Source organism: Pseudomonas sp. NY8896 (assembly GCF_039634505.1).
In genome coordinates, this window is sequence record NZ_CP132350.1 from 2,129,883 (window position 1) to 2,146,967 (window position 17,085).

Annotated in this window: 17 protein-coding genes; 11 read left to right on the plus strand and 6 right to left on the minus strand. The window is 62.2% G+C overall.

The genetic code is table 11. The annotated features are described in order from the left end of the window. Positions 1–15 precede the first annotated feature (15 nt). Positions 16–354: a YgaP-like transmembrane domain gene (locus Q9451_RS09590; protein ID WP_012273687.1), complete on the minus strand. Its 339-nt coding sequence runs from the start codon at positions 352–354 to the stop codon at positions 16–18. 229 nt (positions 355–583) lie between these two features. Between Q9451_RS09590 and gabP the strand changes: the two genes are divergently transcribed. The 6 genes from gabP (at position 584) to Q9451_RS09620 (ending at position 8,357) form a co-directional block, all read left to right on the plus strand. Then, entirely contained in the window at positions 584–1,981 is a 1,398-nt protein-coding gene (gabP, locus tag Q9451_RS09595; protein ID WP_041166559.1) for a GABA permease, read from the plus strand. A 294-nt stretch (positions 1,982–2,275) separates the two neighbouring features. Beyond that, complete coding sequence (locus Q9451_RS09600) at positions 2,276–2,992, plus strand: GntR family transcriptional regulator (protein ID WP_012273685.1); 717 nt, start codon at positions 2,276–2,278, stop codon at positions 2,990–2,992. Between the two features lie 62 nt (positions 2,993–3,054). Next, positions 3,055–4,374: an FAD-binding oxidoreductase gene (locus Q9451_RS09605; RefSeq protein ID WP_012273684.1), complete on the plus strand. Its 1,320-nt coding sequence runs from the start codon at positions 3,055–3,057 to the stop codon at positions 4,372–4,374. Between the two features lie 183 nt (positions 4,375–4,557). After that, positions 4,558–5,886 (plus strand): MFS transporter, encoded by a 1,329-nt coding sequence (locus tag Q9451_RS09610; protein WP_012273683.1) that lies wholly within the window; start codon positions 4,558–4,560, stop codon positions 5,884–5,886. 73 nt (positions 5,887–5,959) lie between these two features. Continuing rightward, a complete protein-coding gene (locus tag Q9451_RS09615) occupies positions 5,960–6,853 on the plus strand; it encodes a dihydrodipicolinate synthase family protein (RefSeq protein ID WP_012273682.1) in 894 nt (297 codons plus the stop codon). Positions 6,854–6,866: 13 nt separating this feature from the next. After that, positions 6,867–8,357 (plus strand): aldehyde dehydrogenase, encoded by a 1,491-nt coding sequence (locus tag Q9451_RS09620; protein ID WP_012273681.1) that lies wholly within the window; start codon positions 6,867–6,869, stop codon positions 8,355–8,357. Positions 8,358–8,432: 75 nt separating this feature from the next. Here Q9451_RS09620 and Q9451_RS09625 read toward each other — a convergent pair whose 3' ends face one another. After that, a complete protein-coding gene (locus Q9451_RS09625) occupies positions 8,433–8,903 on the minus strand; it encodes an RNA methyltransferase (protein WP_012273680.1) in 471 nt (156 codons plus the stop codon). A gap of 71 nt (positions 8,904–8,974) precedes the next feature. After that, positions 8,975–9,346, minus strand: a complete 372-nt coding sequence (locus Q9451_RS09630; protein WP_003254676.1) for a YajD family HNH nuclease — start codon at positions 9,344–9,346, stop codon at positions 8,975–8,977. Positions 9,347–9,478: 132 nt separating this feature from the next. On the opposite strand from Q9451_RS09630, the gene Q9451_RS09635 reads away from it, so the two are divergent. Then, entirely contained in the window at positions 9,479–9,757 is a 279-nt protein-coding gene (locus tag Q9451_RS09635) for a hypothetical protein (protein WP_012273679.1), read from the plus strand. Between the two features lie 141 nt (positions 9,758–9,898). On the opposite strand, the gene Q9451_RS09640 is transcribed toward Q9451_RS09635, so the two are convergent. Further along, complete coding sequence (locus Q9451_RS09640) at positions 9,899–11,941, minus strand: S9 family peptidase (RefSeq protein WP_012273678.1); 2,043 nt, start codon at positions 11,939–11,941, stop codon at positions 9,899–9,901. 92 nt (positions 11,942–12,033) lie between these two features. Between Q9451_RS09640 and Q9451_RS09645 the strand changes: the two genes are divergently transcribed. The 3 genes from Q9451_RS09645 to Q9451_RS09655 are packed head-to-tail and all read left to right on the plus strand — an operon-like array spanning position 12,034 to position 13,850. Continuing rightward, positions 12,034–12,531 (plus strand): hypothetical protein, encoded by a 498-nt coding sequence (locus tag Q9451_RS09645; RefSeq protein ID WP_012273677.1) that lies wholly within the window; start codon positions 12,034–12,036, stop codon positions 12,529–12,531. 14 nt (positions 12,532–12,545) lie between these two features. After that, positions 12,546–13,319 carry a class II glutamine amidotransferase gene (locus Q9451_RS09650; RefSeq protein ID WP_012273676.1) on the plus strand — a complete coding sequence of 258 codons (774 nt, stop codon included), beginning with the start codon at positions 12,546–12,548 and terminating at the stop codon, positions 13,317–13,319. Positions 13,320–13,328: 9 nt separating this feature from the next. Then, positions 13,329–13,850 carry a DUF2937 family protein gene (locus tag Q9451_RS09655; protein ID WP_012273675.1) on the plus strand — a complete coding sequence of 174 codons (522 nt, stop codon included), beginning with the start codon at positions 13,329–13,331 and terminating at the stop codon, positions 13,848–13,850. A 175-nt stretch (positions 13,851–14,025) separates the two neighbouring features. On the opposite strand, the gene Q9451_RS09660 is transcribed toward Q9451_RS09655, so the two are convergent. Beyond that, positions 14,026–14,547 carry a hypothetical protein gene (locus Q9451_RS09660; protein ID WP_012273674.1) on the minus strand — a complete coding sequence of 174 codons (522 nt, stop codon included), beginning with the start codon at positions 14,545–14,547 and terminating at the stop codon, positions 14,026–14,028. Between the two features lie 209 nt (positions 14,548–14,756). Further along, positions 14,757–15,668: a LysR family transcriptional regulator gene (locus Q9451_RS09665; RefSeq protein WP_012273673.1), complete on the minus strand. Its 912-nt coding sequence runs from the start codon at positions 15,666–15,668 to the stop codon at positions 14,757–14,759. Positions 15,669–15,798: 130 nt separating this feature from the next. Here Q9451_RS09665 and Q9451_RS09670 point away from each other — a divergent pair, with 130 nt between their 5' ends. Further along, positions 15,799–17,085, plus strand: a complete 1,287-nt coding sequence (locus Q9451_RS09670) for an MFS transporter (protein ID WP_012273672.1) — start codon at positions 15,799–15,801, stop codon at positions 17,083–17,085.

The following is a 17,085-nucleotide window of genomic DNA, read 5'->3' on the forward strand; positions in this document are numbered from 1 at the left end:
ACAGGTAAAGCAGATTCAGCTGTCGGCCAACGGATCCTTCCCGGTTACCGTCACCCCTCTGGTCGCCGCCCTGGCACTGGCCTTCAACACCTCCAGTTCTGCCGCGCTGCGCGCTATATCCGAACGCAACCGGTGGTATTCCTGCCGATGCCGCTGCCACCAGGCCTTGGTTGAGCAGTGCCCGCTGACGCCGCGTGCTACCGCAATGCCGCCCACCACCATTTGCAGCAAGCCGACCAGGCCACCATGGCGCAGCCCCTTGCTGAACATCAGCGCTCCGCCAGCCAGCGAGCTGACCCGTTCCAGGCCATGAACATTGTGCTGCGACGTCGCAGCAGAGTGGATATCGAACATGGCAGGACCTCCGTGTGAAATGTCTGCAGGTGACCTGCAGGAAGTCGCCGGCGTTCAATCGGGGCGCCCGGCGGTGGCAATGTCATCTATGGTCAACTCCGTGGCGGATCCAGGCAACTTGACCGCCCCCTTGCTGGCGTACCGTGACCGGGCGCGAAGCTCATCCACGCTGGGTTTCGATCCAGGAGCTTCACGTCCCCCCACAAAGAAAACAAAAGCAGGGATCAGGATGACAATGACAAGCGCGAGTGGCGCCGGCAATCAGCTGGCGCAAGGCTTCAAGCAACGCCATGTGACCATGCTCTCCATCGCCGGGGTGATCGGTGCCGGGTTGTTCATCGGCTCCGGGCACGCCATCGCCGCGGCCGGCCCCTCGGCCATCGTCGCCTACGCCTTGGCAGGTGCATTGGTGGTACTGGTGATGCGCATGCTCGGGGAAATGGCAGTCGCCAGCCCCGATACCGGCTCGTTCTCCACCTACGCCGACCGCGCCATCGGCCGCTGGGCCGGCTTTACCATCGGCTGGCTGTACTGGTGGTTCTGGGTGCTGGTGATTCCCATCGAAGCCATCGCCGCTGGCGTGGTGCTCAACAACTGGTTCCCGCACATCGATGCCTGGTTCTTTGCCCTGAGCATGACCGTGCTGCTGACCGCGACCAACCTGTTCAGTGTGGCCAAGTACGGCGAATTCGAATTCTGGTTCGCCATGCTCAAGGTCATTGCCATCGTCGCGTTCATCGCCCTGGGGGCAGCGGCGCTGGCCGGTGTGTTGCCAGGGCGTGAAGTCAGTGGGCTGCCACGGTTGCTGGAGCAGCAGGGCGGGTTTATGCCCAATGGCTGGACGGCGATTATCGGCGCCTTGCTGACCACCATGTTCAGTTACCTGGGTACCGAGGCGGTGACCATTGCCGCCTCCGAATCGAAAGACCCGGCACGCAACATCGCCAAGGCTACCCGTTCGGTCATCTGGCGCATCAGCGTGTTCTACCTGCTTTCGATCTTCGTGATCATCTCGGTGGTGCCATGGAACGACCCGCTGCTGCCCGTGCAGGGCTCCTACCAGCGAGCGCTGGAAATCATGAGCATCCCCTACGCCAAGCAGTTGGTGGACATCGTCGTGCTGGTGGCGGTGGCCAGCTGCCTGAACTCGTCGATCTACATCTCGTCGCGGATGCTCTACTCGCTGAGCAAGCGTGGCGATGCACCGGGCTTCATCCAGCGCACCTCGAAGGTTGGCGTACCGCGTGCGGCGGTGATTGGCAGTACGCTGATCGGCATGTTGGCGACCATCGTCAACTACTTTGCCCCGGCTGAGGTGTTCGCCTTCCTGCTGGCCAGCTCCGGTTCGATTGCCTTGCTGGTGTATCTGGCGATTGCGTGCTCGCAACTGCGCATGCGCGCGATCCTGCAGCGGCAGAATGTCGAGATCGCTTTCCGTATGTGGCTGTACCCGTGGCTGACCTATGCAGTCATCGGCTTCATCATCTTTGCCCTGGGCACCATGTTTGTCATGCCCAAGCACCGCATGGAGGTGTCGCTGACTCTGGCACTGGCGCTGGTGATTCTGGTGCTGGGGGTGGTTACCAGCAAACGGCATGCGCGGCGGGAGGCCTTGGCAACCGCGTAACGGGAAATGTGACTGGAAGGGAGCCACCTGCTTGCAGGTGGCTTTTTTGTTTGTAGCGGCGAAGAGGCCGGCACATTGTGCGCACTTGTCTTGTCTGGAGAGTTTTTTGTCCGGTTTGGCAATGCAGCCTCAAGGGTGTTTAATCTCCCCCGGAAACCCGCTGGAACCCTTATAAACAAAGGCTCAGACAGATTTCGCCGTTCATCGAAAATGCTGTAGACACATTGTCTAACAGTACCCTATAGTCGTTATACAAATAGTAGACACAGCGCTATGACAACAAAGAAGGCCGCCATGAAAGCCACCGTCCAACCACTCGCTGCAGAAGTGCCGCAGGACCGCAAAGCCGTCCTCGCCGAAGCGCTGCGTCGCCGGATCCTGAGCATGGAACTGGCCCCGGGCGCCGTGGTGGATGAATTGGCCCTGTGCGACGAATTTGGCCTGTCGCGCCCCCCTGTGCGCGAGTTGCTGCGCCAGATTGCCGCCGAAGGCTACATCGAACTGGAAGCCAACCGCGCGCCACGCGTCGCCGCCATGAACCACGAGTCGCTGCACAGCTTTTACGTTGCCGCCCCGCTTATCTACGTGGCCACTACCCAGCTGGCCGCCACCTATGCCAGCGCTGAAGAAATCGCAGTGCTCAAGGCTATCCAGGCCCAATTCCGCCAGGCCATCGAAGAGCGCGACGTGGAAAACCGCGTGCTTTACAACGACGCCTTCCACCTGGAAATCGGCAAGATGGCGCACAACGATTACCTGATGCCAAGCCTGCGCCGCCTGCTGATCGACCACACCCGCTTGGGCAAGATCTTCTATCGCCACCCGACCACCGACGACATGCAGCGCGACCTCGAGCTGGCGTGTGAACAGCACGAACAAATGATCCAGGCCATCGAGCGCCGCGACCCGCAAGCCGCAGGCCAGCTGGTGCGTGAGCACTTCGAGCTGTCGCGCCGGCGCATGGCGGAGTACGCCGCGCCGCAAGGGCTGGATGTGCCGATTCAGATTTGAGTTACACAGGTAAGCCCCGCCGGTGCTGACCATTCGACGACTACAAGAACCAGGTTTGTGACATGACAAGAATAAGTTCGTTACCCGCCGATGATGCCACCTGTGGCTGGTATCACCTGAGCAAGCCCCGCACGCCAAGGCCGGCCCACAAGGGCCACAGCCAGACGCGCTGGGTGGTGGTCGGCGCCGGTTTCACCGGCCTGGCTGCCGCGCGGCAGCTGGCAACGAACTTTCCGCATGACGAGATCATACTGGTCGAGGCCCAGGAGGTCGGTTATGGCACCTCCGGGCGCAATGCCGGCTTTGCCATCGACCTGCCGCACGATATCGGCGCCGAGGACTACATTGGCGACATCGATATCGCCAAGACCGTGCTCAAGCTCAACCTGGGTGGCCAGCAGTACCTCAAGGACCTGATCGAGCGTTACGACATCGAGTGCCAGTTCCGCCACTGCGGCAAGTACCAGGCGGCCATCGAAGGCCGCGGTATTGCCGTGCTGGATGCCTACCGCCGGGGGCTGGACAAACTGGGGCAACCCTACGAAGTGGTCGAGGGGCGCGACCTGCCTGAGCACATCGGCACGGATTTCTACCGCAAGGGCCTGTTCACGCCCGGCACTGCCTTGCTGCAACCTTCGGCGTTGGTCAAAGGCCTCGCCGACAGCCTGCCGTCCAACGTCTCGTTGTACGAGCACACCCCGATCACCGACGTCGAGTACGGCGACAAGGTGGTGCTGCGCCACGCCCACGGTTCGATCACCGCCGACAAGCTGGTGCTCACCACCAACGCCTTCGGCATGAGCTTCGGCTTCCTCAAGGGCCGCATGCTGCCGGTGTTCACCTACGGCAGCATCACCCGGCCGCTGACCGAGGACGAACAGGCACGTCTTGGCGGCAAGCCCTACTGGGGCGTGATCCCGGCCGACCCGTTCGGCACCACCATGCGCCGCACCGTCGACAACCGCCTGTTGATCCGCAACAGCTTCAGCTACAACCCCGACGGGCGCAGCAATGGCAAATACCTGGAGCGCTTCGTCCAGCGCCACCGCGAATCGTTCGCCCGACGCTTCCCGATGTTGCCCAATGTGAACTTCGAATATACCTGGGGCGGTGCACTGGCATTATCGCGCAACCACATGGGCTTCTTTGGCAAGTTGGCGCCCAATGTTGTAGGTGCACTGTGCTGCAACGGCCTGGGCGTTACCCGTGGCACCGTTACCGGCAAGTTGCTGGCCGACTGGCTGGCTGGCGACAAGCACGAGCTGATCGAGTTTTTGCTCAATGCCCCCGGGCCCTCTGCAAACCCGCCGCAACCCCTGGTTTCCCTGGGGCTGAACGCCAACCTCATGTGGGGGCAGTTCCGCGCTGGCAAAGAAAGCTGATCGTCAGCTGAGTTAGGCCAATAGAACATTTACGTCGGCATTGGTTGGCCGGCACGGGCGCGGCTTGCCCGAACTTGATGATCGAGATGCGCAGTTCGATCACCCGGGGCTGAAGGCGGTTTTCAGTTTCGCGGACGCGCTCGCCTTGCAAATGTGCATGTAGCAGAAATGGTAGGAACAATAATGACAAGTCCGAATGTTTCGATTGAAGATGTACCGATCAACAACTTCCACCAGTGGCTGACCCTGCGCTCCGGTGGCGGCTCGTTCGTCGACGGCTATGTACTGAGCATCATCGGCGTGGCCATGGTGCAGATGTCCGCAGGGCTCAACCTGACCAGTTTCTGGCAGGGCATGATCGCCGCCTCGGCGTTGATCGGCATTTTCTTCGGTGGTTTCTTCGGCGGTTGGCTGACCGACCGCTTCGGCCGCAAGCGCGTGTTCTTCGTTGGCCCGACCTTGTTCATCCTGGCTTCGGTCGCGCAGTTCTGGGTCGAGTCGGCGCTGGTATTGTTCCTGCTGCGGTTCGCCATCGGTATTGCCGTGGGTATCGAATATCCGGTCGCCACGTCGCTGCTGGTGGAGTTTCTGCCCAGGAAGAACCGTGGCCCGCGCCTGGCTACCCTGACGGTGTTGTGGTTTGCCGGCGCCGCCACTGCCTATCTGGCGGGTGAGGCCATCCTTCGCCACGGCGGCGACGATGCCTGGCGCCTGGTGCTGGCCAGCGCCGCAGTGATCGGTGCGCTGCTGTTCGCCATCCGCCTGGGTACTCCCGAATCGCCACGCTGGCTGATCAGCAAGGGCCGCTCGGCCGAGGCCGATGAGGTGATCAAGCGCGTCTACGGCCAGGGGTTTTCGCTGAGCAACCTGCCGGAAGAGCCCAAGGCCCGCAAACTGTCGTTCCTCAGCCTGCTGCACTCCGGCTATGGCAAGCGCATGTTGTTCGTCACCATGTTCTGGACCTGCTCGGTGATCCCTGTGTTTGCGGTGTACGCATTCGCCCCGAAAGTGCTGGGCGCGCTGAACCTCAAAGGTGACTGGGCATCGATCGGCTCCATTGCAATCACCTTCCTCTTCGTGGTCGGCTGTATTGTGGGCACCCGCCTGCTCAACACCATCGGCCGGCGCACCACGCTGTTGCACAGCTTCTTCTGGTCGGGGTTGGCGCTGCTGGGCCTGGGTGCCTTCAGCAACGGCAACGAGATGCTCATCCTGGTGCTGTTTGGTGCCTATGCCTTGTTCATCGGTGGCGCCCAGGTGCTGCAGCTGGTGTACCCCAACGAATTGTTCCCCACCGAAATCCGTGCCGGCGCCGTGGGCGTGGGCACCTCCATGTCGCGGGTCGGTGCCGCCGTCGGCACCTGGCTGGTGCCCATCGCCCTCGATAGCTACGGCATCGGCGCCACCATGTACGCCGCCGCTGCCGTGACCTTCGTCGGCCTGGCTTTCTCGGTTGCCCTGGCCCCGGAAACCCGCTCGCTGAACCTGCAACAAGCGGCTTCGCTGAGCTGAAACCCTACAACCCGCCGCAGCGTCTTTGCGTTGCGGCCTTCACAACACTGAGCAACGCACTGGAGAACCTACCGTGAAATTCGAAGGCATCTACACCCCGGCAATCACTCCGCTGGCTGCGGACGGCTCGATCGACAAGGCGGCGTTCGCCGAGGTCCTCGAATACCTGGTCGAGTCGAAAGTCCACGGCGTCATCATTGGCGGCTCCACCGGCGAGTACTACGCCCACACCACCCAGGAGCGCATCGACCTGGCTGCCCAGGCCAAGGACGTGCTCAACGGCCGCCTGCCGCTGATCGTCGGCACCGGTGGCATCCGTACCGAAGATGCGGTTGCCTTCGCCCAGCACGCCAAGGAAATCAAGGCTGACGCGCTGCTGGTCGGCACCCCACCGTACGCGCTGCCGACCCAGCAGGAAATCGCCCTGCACGTGAAGGCTGTCGACGCTGCCGCCGGTCTGCCGATCATGCTCTACAACTACCCAGGCCGCATGAGCGTGAGCATGGGTGAAGCATTCTTCGACGCCGTGGCCGACGTGAAGAACATCGTCGCCATCAAGGAAAGCTCCGGTGACATGGCCCAGCTGCACCGCCTGGCCATCCATCGCCCGAACATCCAGCTGTCGTGCGGCTGGGACGACCAGGCCCTGGAGTTCTTCGCCTGGGGCGCCCAGAGCTGGGTCTGCGCCGGTTCCAACTTCATCCCGCGCGAGCACGTGGCCCTCTACGAGGCCTGCGTGATCGAGAAGGACTTCGCCAAAGGCCGCAAGATCATGGCCGCCATGATGCCGCTGATGGACTTCCTGGAAGGTGGCAAGTTCGTCCAGGCCATCAAGAACGGCGTGGCCCTGAATGGCTTGAAAACCGGCGGCGTGCGCAAGCCGCTGTACGACCTGGATGACGCCGAGAAGCAAGCACTCAAGCGCGTGGTCACCGAGCTGAAAGCCACCATCGCCCAGATCAAATAAGGAGGCCGGAAAAATGGCTGAATTGCTGAGCAAGGAACAATACGCGGCCATCGCCGCCGAACTGCAACTGCGGACCAAGGCCTTCATCGACGGCGAATTCCGCGATGCCATCTCGGGCAAGACCTTCGTCACCACCAACCCGGCCACCGGCAAGCAACTGGCCGAGGTCGCCGCCTGCGACGTCAACGATGTCAACGTCGCCGTGGCCGCTGCCAAGCGTGTGTTCGAAGCAGGCACTTGGTCGAAGATGCAGCCCAGCGACCGCAAGCACGTGCTGCAGAAGTTCGCCCAGTTGCTGGAGGACAATGCCCACGAGCTGGCCGTGCTGGAAGCGTTGGACAGTGGCAAGCCGGTCAGCGAGTGCCAGACAGTCGATGTACCGGAAACCATCCACACGCTCCGCTGGCACGCCGAGCTGATCGACAAGATCTACGACGCCACCGCGCCGACCGGCAACGCAGCCGTCACCATGGTGGTGCGTGAAGCCATTGGCGTAGTCGGCCTGGTGCTGCCGTGGAACTTCCCGCTGCTGATGCTGGCCTGGAAGATTGCCCCATCGCTGGCTGCCGGTTGCTCGATTGTGGTCAAACCGGCCAAAGAAACCACCCTCAGCGCCCTGCGCGTGGCCGAGCTGGCCCACGAGGCCGGCATCCCGGCCGGTGTGTTCAACCTGGTGCCTGGCGGTGGCCGCGAAGTGGGTGAGGCCATCGGCCGGCACATGGATATCCCGATGGTCAGCTTCACCGGCTCGACCGACACTGGCCGCCTGTTCCTGAAATACGCTGCCGAGTCCAACCTCAAGCGCATCGTCCTGGAGCTGGGTGGCAAGAACCCGGCCGTGGTCATGAACGACGTCGAGGACCTGGACGAAGTGGCCCAGTTCGTCACCGCCGGTGCGTTCTGGAACATGGGGGAGAACTGCTCGGCCTCGTCGCGCCTGATCGTGCACAAGGACGTGAAGGACGAGCTGCTGAGCCTGATCGCCAAGCACCTGAAGGGCTGGAAGCTGGGCGACCCGCTGGACCCGGACAACCGCCTGGGCGCCATGGTCAGCAAGTCGCATTTCGAGAAGGTCAAGTCGTACCTGGAATACGCTGCCGAGCAAAAACTCAGCATCGTTCAGGGGGGCGAAACCGAGGACGGCGTGTTCGTGCAGCCGACCATCGTCGACAACGTTGGCCGTGACAACAAACTGTTCGTCGAGGAAATCTTCGGCCCGGTGCTGAGCGTGACCAGCTTCGAGACCATCGACGAGGCGATCGAGCTGGCCAACGACACCGTATACGGCCTGGCGGCTTCGGCCTACACCGGCAGCCTGCGCAATGCGCTGCGCCTGTCGCGTGAAATCCGCGCGGGTGTGGTCACAGTCAACTGCTTCGGCGAAGGTGACGTGACCACGCCGTTCGGTGGCTACAAAGAGTCTGGCTTTGGTGGGCGCGACAAGTCCATCTGGGCCCACGACCAGTACACGGAGCTGAAGACCATCTGGATCAACGCTTCGTGATTCGAGCAAGACCGGTGCTGTTCTGACGGAGCTCAGCACCTGGCCGCCCCTGCTGTTGCAGTGGCGGCCTTTTCATTACTTGAACTTGGGCCCCGAGCGGGTATTCAGCCCTTTGGCCAAACGGTCATACAGCACCACGTTCACCGTCGCTGCCAGGTTCATGCAACCCTCGGTCGGAATGTAGATAGTCTCTTCACACCACCCCCGCACTTCCTCGCTCAACGAACCATCCTCCGGCCCGAAGATGTAGATGGCCCGGTCCGGGTGGGTATATTCCGGCAAGGGCCGCGCACCTTCCACCAGCTCCACCGCCACTGGCGTGCAGCCCAGCGGGATGATGCGCTGCAGATCGTCGATGCCGATCAGCGGGATGTCGTAGTGCACGCGCTTGGTGTCGGTGACGAAGTCACGCGCGCGCTCATACCGTTTGCCGGTGTAAAACACCGAATTGACGCCATAGCAGCCCGCGGCGCGCATCACCGAGCCGACGTTTTCTGCCGACTTTGGGTTGAACAGGCCGATGCAGCTGTATCGTTTGTTTGCCACGTACCGGGGCCCTTCGCGAAAAAAGCGCGATTATACGGGCTGCCCGGTAGCTGCGGGGGGCAAATCGATGGTCAGTCTTTCTTCAGCATGCCCGCAAGACCAGCGAACGGGTTGTGAGTGGCCTTGGCGATGCTCGGGGTGCTGGTGGAGCCTTCGCTGAAGTACTGCTGGTCGGTGTAGCGCGAGTGCTCGTTGTCGTGGCAGTAAAGGCACAGCAGCTCCCAGTTGGAGCCGTCCTGCGGGTTGTTGTCGTGGTTGTGGTCGCGGTGGTGCACGGTCAGCTCGCTCAGGCGCTTGCCGGCGAACTCGCGGGCGCAGCGGCCACAAACGTGCGGGTACATTCTCAGGGCCTTGTCGCGGTAGCCCATTTCCTTGTCGCGCTTGGCGTCGGCCAGAATGCGGTCGAGGCGCGCGGTGGCGGCGGCGGAAGAGGTGGAGCTCATGTTGTTTCCTTTGTTCTGATCAGGCAGATGACGGTTATGTCATTGAGTCTAGCGCGCTTGCAGGGCAGGCGGACAGGCGAAAGCTTTGATTTAGGCGTAGGCTGTTGGAAGGTTCCCGACAGGAGGTTGCTGATGTTTCACGCGATCCTCACCGCGCTGTTGCTGGCAGGCTGGCCCCTGGCCGAAGCCGCCAGCACGCCACCCCGGCTCACTACCCCGGTACCCGGCGCACCCGGTACGCCGACGCCTACGCCATACCCGCAGATAACCCCGAGTACGCCGCCCAAGGCTTATGACAGCCAGCCGGGGGCGCCGCTGTTGCCACCGATGCCGGTGCCCGGGCCGCCGAAGGACCAGCCATTGCCGGGGTTGCGGCCAGAACCGCCGAAACCGGCGGTGGATGATGATTGATATAGCAGACGTGTGTGGCGGTGGTTTTTGGGGCTGCTTTGCAGCCCATCGCGACACTAGGCCGCTTCCGCAGATACCGCGCAGGACTCATGTGGGAGCGGCCTTGTGTCGCGAAAGGGGCGCAAAGCGCCCCTAGCTATCTCAAACGATACCCAGCTCGCCGAATACGAACGCATATTCCAGCGCCACATCCTTCAGCCCTTGGTATCGCCCGCTCATCCCGCCATGCCCTGCGCCCATTTCGGTCTTGAGCAGCAGCAGGTGGTCGTCGGTCTTGCGCGTACGCAACCGCGCCACCCATTTGGCCGCTTCCCAGTACTGCACGCGGCTGTCGTTGTAACCCGCCACCACCAGCATCGCTGGATAGTCCTGGGCCTTTACGTTCTCATAAGGTGCATACGCCTTGATGCGCTCGTAAACCTGCGGTTCCTCTGGGTTGCCCCATTCGTCGTATTCGGTCACGGTCAGCGGTAGCTCGGGGTCGAGCATGGTGTTGAGCACGTCGACGAACGGCACTTCGGCAATCGCGCAGCGGAACAGCTCGGGGCGCAGGTTGAGCACCGTGCCGATCAGCAGGCCGCCGGCGCTGCCGCCGCTGATGGCCAAGCGATCGGCAGCCGTCACGCCTTTGGCGATCAGGTGCTCGGCGCAGGCGATGAAGTCGCTGAAGGTGTTGTGCTTGTACTCCTGCTTGCCCGCGCGGTACCAGGCTTCACCCAGTTCACCGCCGCCGCGCACGTGGGCGATGGCAAAGGCCACGCCACGCTCCAGCAGGCTCAGGCGCGCATGGGAGAACCACGGGTCGAGGCTTTCCCCATAGGCGCCGTAACCGTACAGGTACAGCGGCACGGTCTTGCCCTGGTCGCGGCGACGGCGTACCAGGCTGATCGGCACCTGGGTGCCGTCCGCCGCAGTCGCCCACAGGCGCTCGCTGACATAGTCATCGGCATCGAACGCACCCAGCACCGGGGTTTGCTTGAGCACAACCTGCGCGCCCGTGGCCAGCTCCAGCTGGCGCACCTGGGCCGGGCGATTGAGGGCTTCGTAGCGCAGGCGCACGCGTGTGCTGACGAACTCCAGGCTGTCCTGTACGTACAGGCTGTAGGCGGCGTCGGGTAGCTCGACGCGATAGGCCGACAGCCCCTGCGGGCGTACTTCGATGATTGGCAGGCCGCCTTCACGCAGGCTCAGGGTGAGGGCGCTGGCATTGAGGCTGAGGCCTTCGAGCATGATTGCGTCGCGGTGCGCCACCAGCACCTGCCATTGCTCACGGCCTGGCACTGGCGCGACAGGGGCATGGTAAAGAGCGAAGTTGATGCCGTCCTGGTTGGTACGGATGAACCAGCGCCACTCGCCGTCGAGCTGGCCATGGTCGGGGAAATATTCATGGCCTTCGACACGCGGCGCCAGGCAGGTGAACGGCGCCTGCGGGGTTTCGGCGTCCAGTACCCAGGCTTCGCTGGTGGTCTTGCTGTTCAGCAGCAGCACCAGTTGGCGCTCGGAGCTGGTGCGATAGCAGTGCAGGAAGAAGCGCCCGTCGGGCTCTTCGAACACGGTCTGCACGGCGTCAGTGCCCAGGGTGTGGCGATGCAGGCGCCATGGCCGATGGGTGTCGTCCAGTTCGGCGAAGAACAGCGTTTGGCTGTCGTTGGCCCAGGTCAGGCTGCCGTCGCAGTCGTCGAAGGGCAGGGGCGTGACGCTGCCACTGGCCAAGTCCTTGACGTACAGGGTGTAGATTTCGTCGCCACTGGTGTCGAGGCTGTAGGCCAGCAGGCGGTGGTCGGGGCTGACGTTGAACGCCCCCAGCGACAGGAAGCCGCCATTGGCCAGGGCGTTGGGGTCGAGCAGCAGTTGCTCCTGGCTTTCATCGACGGTGTTCGAATCGTCGGCAGGGCGTGGGCAGCGGTAGTGACGTGGGTACTCGTCGCCGGCGGTGGTGCGGGTGTAGTACAGGTAGGGGCCCCAGGGCGACGGCAGCGACAGGTCGGTTTCCAGGATGCGACCCTTGATCTCTTCGAACAACTGCTCACGCAACGCTGCCTGGTCGGCCAGGCAGGCTTCCTGGTAGGCGTTTTCGGCTTGCAGGTAGGCGAGTACCTCGGGAGTGTCGCGCTGTTGCAGCCAGGCGTACGGGTCGGCGGCGTTATCGGCGTGGGCGATGGGCGGCTGAGGCTTGTTGGGCATGGGTGATCTCTTGGCTGGGGACAGGCAAACACTGTCTGCGCCCGGAAAAGTGTTTATCATAGGCATCTCTTTGCCTGGCTTGCACGAACACCATGACCGAGAACGACTACACCTTCGCCTGGGGCCTGTACGCTGTGGCCGCGCTGGGCTGCCTGCTGGTGGGCTTCAAGCTCACCGGCTGGATGTGGCGCTGGCTGCGCGAACCGCTGCGGGTGGTGCTGGCGGTGCTGCTGCTGACGCCGACCATCGTCGACCCGGTAAAGGACAGCTTCGCCCCGGCCATTGCCATCACCGCGTTGGACGTCGCCTTCAAGGTCGGTAACAACGCCTGGCGAGCAGTGTCCGACTTCGCCATGTATGGCTTGATCGCCTTTGGCCTGTATTTCCTCTTCGTGCTGCTGCGCTGGCCGCTTGAAAAACGCGCCCGTGAGCGCCGCGCGCAGGCCGAAGCCGCCGCCAAGCGCCAAGCGGTTGAAGATGATGCAGTCGTTGCCCATGCGCCGCTGGCCGCTGAGCGCGGCGACCGTTACCGTGACGCCCCGCTCCCAGCCGCCCCGCGTGGCGGTGGCCGGGTCGAGCCCCGTCTGTAAACGGAGACACGCCTATGTGTGAACTGCTGGGCATGAGTGCCAACGTCCCTACCGACATCGTTTTCAGCTTCACAGGCCTGATGCAGCGCGGTGGGCGCACCGGCCCTCACCGTGATGGCTGGGGTATCGGCTTTTACGAAGGCCGTGGCCTGCGCCTGTTCCAGGACCCAGCCGCGAGCAGCGAATCGGAAGTGGCCAACCTGGTGCAGCGCTACCCGATCAAGAGCGAAGTGGTGATCGGTCATATCCGCCAGGCCAACGTCGGCAAGGTGTGCCTGTCCAACACCCACCCGTTCGTGCGGGAAATGTGGGGGCGCAACTGGTGCTTCGCGCACAACGGCCAGTTGGGCGACTTCAAGGGCCAGGCCAGCTTCTACCGGCCGGTCGGTGATACCGACAGCGAGGCGGCTTTCTGCGACCTGCTCAACCGCATTCGCAGTGCCTTTCCAGAGCCGGTGCCGGTGGAACAGCTGCTGCCGGTGCTGGTCGAAGCCTGTGCGGGTTACCGTGGGCAGGGCGTGTTCAACTGCATGCTCAGTGACGGCGACTGGCTGTTCTGCTTCTGCTCGACCAAGCTGGTGCACATCACCCGGCGAGCGCCGTTTGGCGCTGCACGCTTGAAAGATGTCGACCTGATCGTTGATTTTCATACCGAAACCACCCCCAACGACGTGGTCACGGTGATCGCCACCGAGGCCCTGACCGAAAACGAGACCTGGCACCGCTACGAGCCGGGTCAGTGGGCGCTGTGGCGCCATGGCGAATGCGTGGCGCACGGCCAAAGCTAAGGACGCTGCATGTTCAGAAGTTACCTGCGGTTGCTGCTGTTCACCTTCGGCCTGCTGGCCGGCATTCAGGTCCCGGGGCTGGTCAAGGACTATAGCCAGCGGGTCGAGGCGCACCTGTTCGAGTCGCGCGAGGCGCTCGACGGGTTTCGGCAAACGGCTGAGCGCTTTTTCAAAGGCGACTTGCAGGCGTTGCTGCAGCATTACCGCAGCAGTGACGACCCGGTGTTCAACAGTGATGCCAACAGCATCGAAAGCCTGATGATCCGCAACGAACTGCTGGAAAACGAATGGCAGGCGCTGCAAGGGCCGTGGGCCGAGCGTACCTGGCATGTGCTGGTGCAGGCCGACCCGCAGTTGCGCGAAGAAACCCTCAATGGTTACAGCTACCAGATTTTGCTGGTGCCCGAGGCGATTGGCTGGGGCGTTGGCGCAGGGTTTGTGCTGGCCTTTGTGGTCGAAAGCCTGTTGCTGGGGATTGGCTGGGTGATCCTGGGTGGGCGGCGCAGGGCGGTGAAAGAAAGCTGGCGCTAAGCTGCGCGCAGCGCCCCCAGGGCTTTAGCAGTGATGCCTAGATTGTCGGGCCGGCGACACTCTCTGGCTCCATGACCTGCAGGCCGTGGCCGGGCCTCTCATGCGAACGCAGTCGTCAGGACAAGGCGGTCGCATGAAAGCCATGTTGGTAATTGGAGAAGGAAACTGCATTTCATCACGTTTTGTCCGTGGATGATTTAGCAATATCCAAGAACTCAAAATTGCAGGATAGTTTGAACTTGGATGTTTCATTGTTTGTTTTGGGAGGGGCATTTTTCAGGGGGGCGGGCATGTCTGGCGTCCTGCTGTAGTCAGCCTCGAAACTGCCAGAAACATCGGTAATCTTGAGGTTTCCCATTTTTGTATCAAACTTTACTGTTCCAACCATGCTGCCGGCAATCATGCCGTCATAAATGCATTTGACGAAGATATTATTGTTGAAATCGCTGGTCGAGTAAACTCCATCCGGAAGTCCTTTTTTTATAGATACGACGACGCGATCAAACGGTTTGTCTAGAATGGCGACACCTCTCCAATAGTTCGCATCACTGATAGTTAAATATACATCGATAGGTTTGAGAGGCGCTTCTCGCCCGAGTGGCCATTTCATCTTGCCTTTGAACTTTCCGGGGTGGCTGTCGGATGATTTGGGCTCACCGTAAAATGGATCCTCAAGCAGTTGCCGTTCACTTTTCATGATCGTTCACTCTACGCTGGTGTGCAGTAGTTGCACGAACGGTAAACTACGCGGCATAACCCGAATTTACTACTGGCAGAATTATCAGGTGCGGAGTTTGGCGTTTTCTCTGCTGGAACCGCCAGTTCAATCGTTTCCACAGGACTTGGGTGGCAGCCATTCACGGGATGAGAACCGTAGGCGGTAGTCCAAAAACCACGCTGGTCGTATCAGAAGAGCATTATCCGCTGCCCCCCCACATCCCGCGCATACGCTTCCAGCACCTGTCGACAAACCCCAACCACCTCATCCACCAACGCCACCCCGGTCTGCCACGCCACCACCAGCTCCAGGCTCGGCGGCGGTTGCAGCCCCTCCAGCAGCACCAACTCACCCCGGCCCAGCTCGGCATCCACCAGCGCTGGGGGCAATGCGCCAATGCCAAAACCGTCGCGCAACAGCCGGGTGATCGCCGCCACCGAGTTCACGCAGTTCAACCGCGGCGCTTCTGCGCCCGCAGCTTGCAGAAGACTCAGCACCTCTTGGTGCGGCCGTGAGTTCTTCGAGAAGGTGATGATGCGCTCGCGACCAAGCTCGGCCAGCGAGGCATAGTCCCGGTGCTGGTGCGAGCCGGCAGCCACTACCCAGCCCATCGGGTAGCGCGCCAGGTCGAGGCTGCGGATGGACTGCTCGCGCAGCAAGTCGGTCTGCAGAATCACGTCGAGAAAACCCTTTTGCAACTGCTCGCGCAGGTTCAGCGCGGTGTCGGCCACCAGCTCGATTTCCACCTGTGGGTAGCGCTCGGTCAGTTCCGCCACCAGCGCGCTCATCCAGGTGTGGATTACCGTGTCCATCACGCCAATACGAATTCGCCCGACCTTGGCCCGGTCGCTGTCCAGCGACTGCTTCATGGCCTTGGCGGTTTCCAGCATGCGCTCGGCATATTCCAGCACCTTGCCACCTTCTGGGGTCAGGCTGACGCCCCGGGAATCGCGCAGCAGCAGTTTTACGCCCAGGTCGGCCTCCAGCGCGGCAATGCGGCTGGACACCGAGGCCTGGGTGGTGAACAGCTTTTGCGCCGTCAGGCGGAAGCTTTTGAGCCGGGCGACCCAGACGAAGGTTTCGAGGAAGCGAAGGTTCATGATCAGTTTTTCTTGTTCCAGACCGGCGGTTTTTATCGTTGGACTCAAGCGTCGCGGCCTCTGAACAATGGTGCCCAGGCCGCGACGCTTTATGTCGCCCATAAAACAATACCAACAAGCCGAGGCATCCATGAACCCCACCGGCGTGCAGCAGCAGGTCAGTTCCCCCCCTTCGTCCGGGCCCTTCGCCTGGTACCGCGACATCGACAAACAGCAACGGCGCACCTTCTGGAGCTGCAAGATCGGCTATGGCCTGGACGGCATGGACACGCAGATGCTCAGCTTCGTCATCCCCACGCTGATCATGCTGTGGGGCATCACCACCACCGAAGCCGGGTTGATCCACACCAGCACGCTGATCGCTTCGGCCGTGGGTGGCTGGGTGGCCGGTATTCTTTCCGACCGCATCGGCCGGGTACGCACCCTGCAGTTGACGGTGCTGTGGTTCGCCTTCTTCACCTTCCTGTGCGGCTTCGCCCAGAACTATGAGCAACTGCTGATCGCCCGCACCTTGATGGGCTTTGGTTTCGGCGGCGAATGGACCGCCGGTGCGGTGTTGATCGGCGAAGTGATCCGTGCTCAGGACCGAGGCAAGGCGGTTGGTATGGTGCAGTCCGGCTGGGCCATCGGCTGGGGCCTCACGGCGATTCTCTATGCGCTGCTGTTCTCATGGTTGCCGCCAGAGCAGGCCTGGCGTGCACTGTTCCTGCTGGGGCTGGTACCGGCGATCTTCGTGATTTTCGTTCGCCGCCTGGTCAAGGACCCCGAGGTATACCGCGAGGCCAAGTCGGTGGAAAACGCCGAGGCACCTTCGCACTTCTACGAAATCTTCGCACCGGGCATGCTCTGGACCACTGTACGTGCGTCCCTGCTGACCACTGGCGCACTGGGTGGGTACTACGCCATCACCTCGTGGCTGCCGACCTTCCTCAAGAACGAGCGCGGTCTGAGCGTGCTGGGCACGGGTGGCTACCTGGCCATGGTGATCGTCGGCTCGTACGTGGGTTATGTGGTCAGCGCGTACTTGTCCGACCTGCTGGGGCGCAAGAAGAACTTCATCCTGTTCGCCGTGGGCTCGTTCGTCATCGTGCTGCTGTACACGCAGATGCCGGTCAGCGATGGGGTGATGCTGTGGCTGGGCTTCCCGCTGGGCTTCTTCGCATCGGGTATCTTCAGCGGCATGGGCGCATTCCTGACCGAACTGTTCCCCACGCGCATCCGGGGCTCGGGGCAGGGTTTCTGCTACAACATCGGCAAAGTCATTGCGGCGCTGTTCCCGTTGCTGATCGGCATGCTCGGCCAGAACGTGCCCCTGGGCCTGGGTATCGGCGTGTTTTCTGCGGTGTCCTACGGCATTGTGATCGTGGCCGCCTTGAGCCTGCCGGAAACACGCGGCAAACAGCTGCTGGCGCGGTAA

Bases quoted from the DNA above. Each gene is read 5' to 3' on its own strand.
- Q9451_RS09655 (WP_012273675.1), top strand. From the start codon at position 13,329: ATGTTCAGAAGTTACCTGCGGTTGCTGCTGTTCACCTTCGGCCTGCTG.
- Q9451_RS09605 (WP_012273684.1), top strand. From the start codon at position 3,055: ATGACAAGAATAAGTTCGTTACCCGCCGATGATGCCACCTGTGGCTGG.
- Q9451_RS09620 (WP_012273681.1), top strand. From the start codon at position 6,867: ATGGCTGAATTGCTGAGCAAGGAACAATACGCGGCCATCGCCGCCGAA.
- Q9451_RS09610 (WP_012273683.1), top strand. From the start codon at position 4,558: ATGACAAGTCCGAATGTTTCGATTGAAGATGTACCGATCAACAACTTC.
- Q9451_RS09670 (WP_012273672.1), top strand. From the start codon at position 15,799: ATGAACCCCACCGGCGTGCAGCAGCAGGTCAGTTCCCCCCCTTCGTCC.
- Q9451_RS09645 (WP_012273677.1), top strand. From the start codon at position 12,034: ATGACCGAGAACGACTACACCTTCGCCTGGGGCCTGTACGCTGTGGCC.
- Q9451_RS09635 (WP_012273679.1), top strand. From the start codon at position 9,479: ATGTTTCACGCGATCCTCACCGCGCTGTTGCTGGCAGGCTGGCCCCTG.
- Q9451_RS09640 (WP_012273678.1), bottom strand. From the start codon at position 11,941: ATGCCCAACAAGCCTCAGCCGCCCATCGCCCACGCCGATAACGCCGCC.
- Q9451_RS09665 (WP_012273673.1), bottom strand. From the start codon at position 15,668: ATGAACCTTCGCTTCCTCGAAACCTTCGTCTGGGTCGCCCGGCTCAAA.
- Q9451_RS09650 (WP_012273676.1), top strand. From the start codon at position 12,546: ATGTGTGAACTGCTGGGCATGAGTGCCAACGTCCCTACCGACATCGTT.
- Q9451_RS09600 (WP_012273685.1), top strand. From the start codon at position 2,276: ATGAAAGCCACCGTCCAACCACTCGCTGCAGAAGTGCCGCAGGACCGC.
- Q9451_RS09590 (WP_012273687.1), bottom strand. From the start codon at position 354: ATGTTCGATATCCACTCTGCTGCGACGTCGCAGCACAATGTTCATGGC.
- Q9451_RS09630 (WP_003254676.1), bottom strand. From the start codon at position 9,346: ATGAGCTCCACCTCTTCCGCCGCCGCCACCGCGCGCCTCGACCGCATT.
- Q9451_RS09660 (WP_012273674.1), bottom strand. From the start codon at position 14,547: ATGAAAAGTGAACGGCAACTGCTTGAGGATCCATTTTACGGTGAGCCC.
- gabP (WP_041166559.1), top strand. From the start codon at position 584: ATGACAATGACAAGCGCGAGTGGCGCCGGCAATCAGCTGGCGCAAGGC.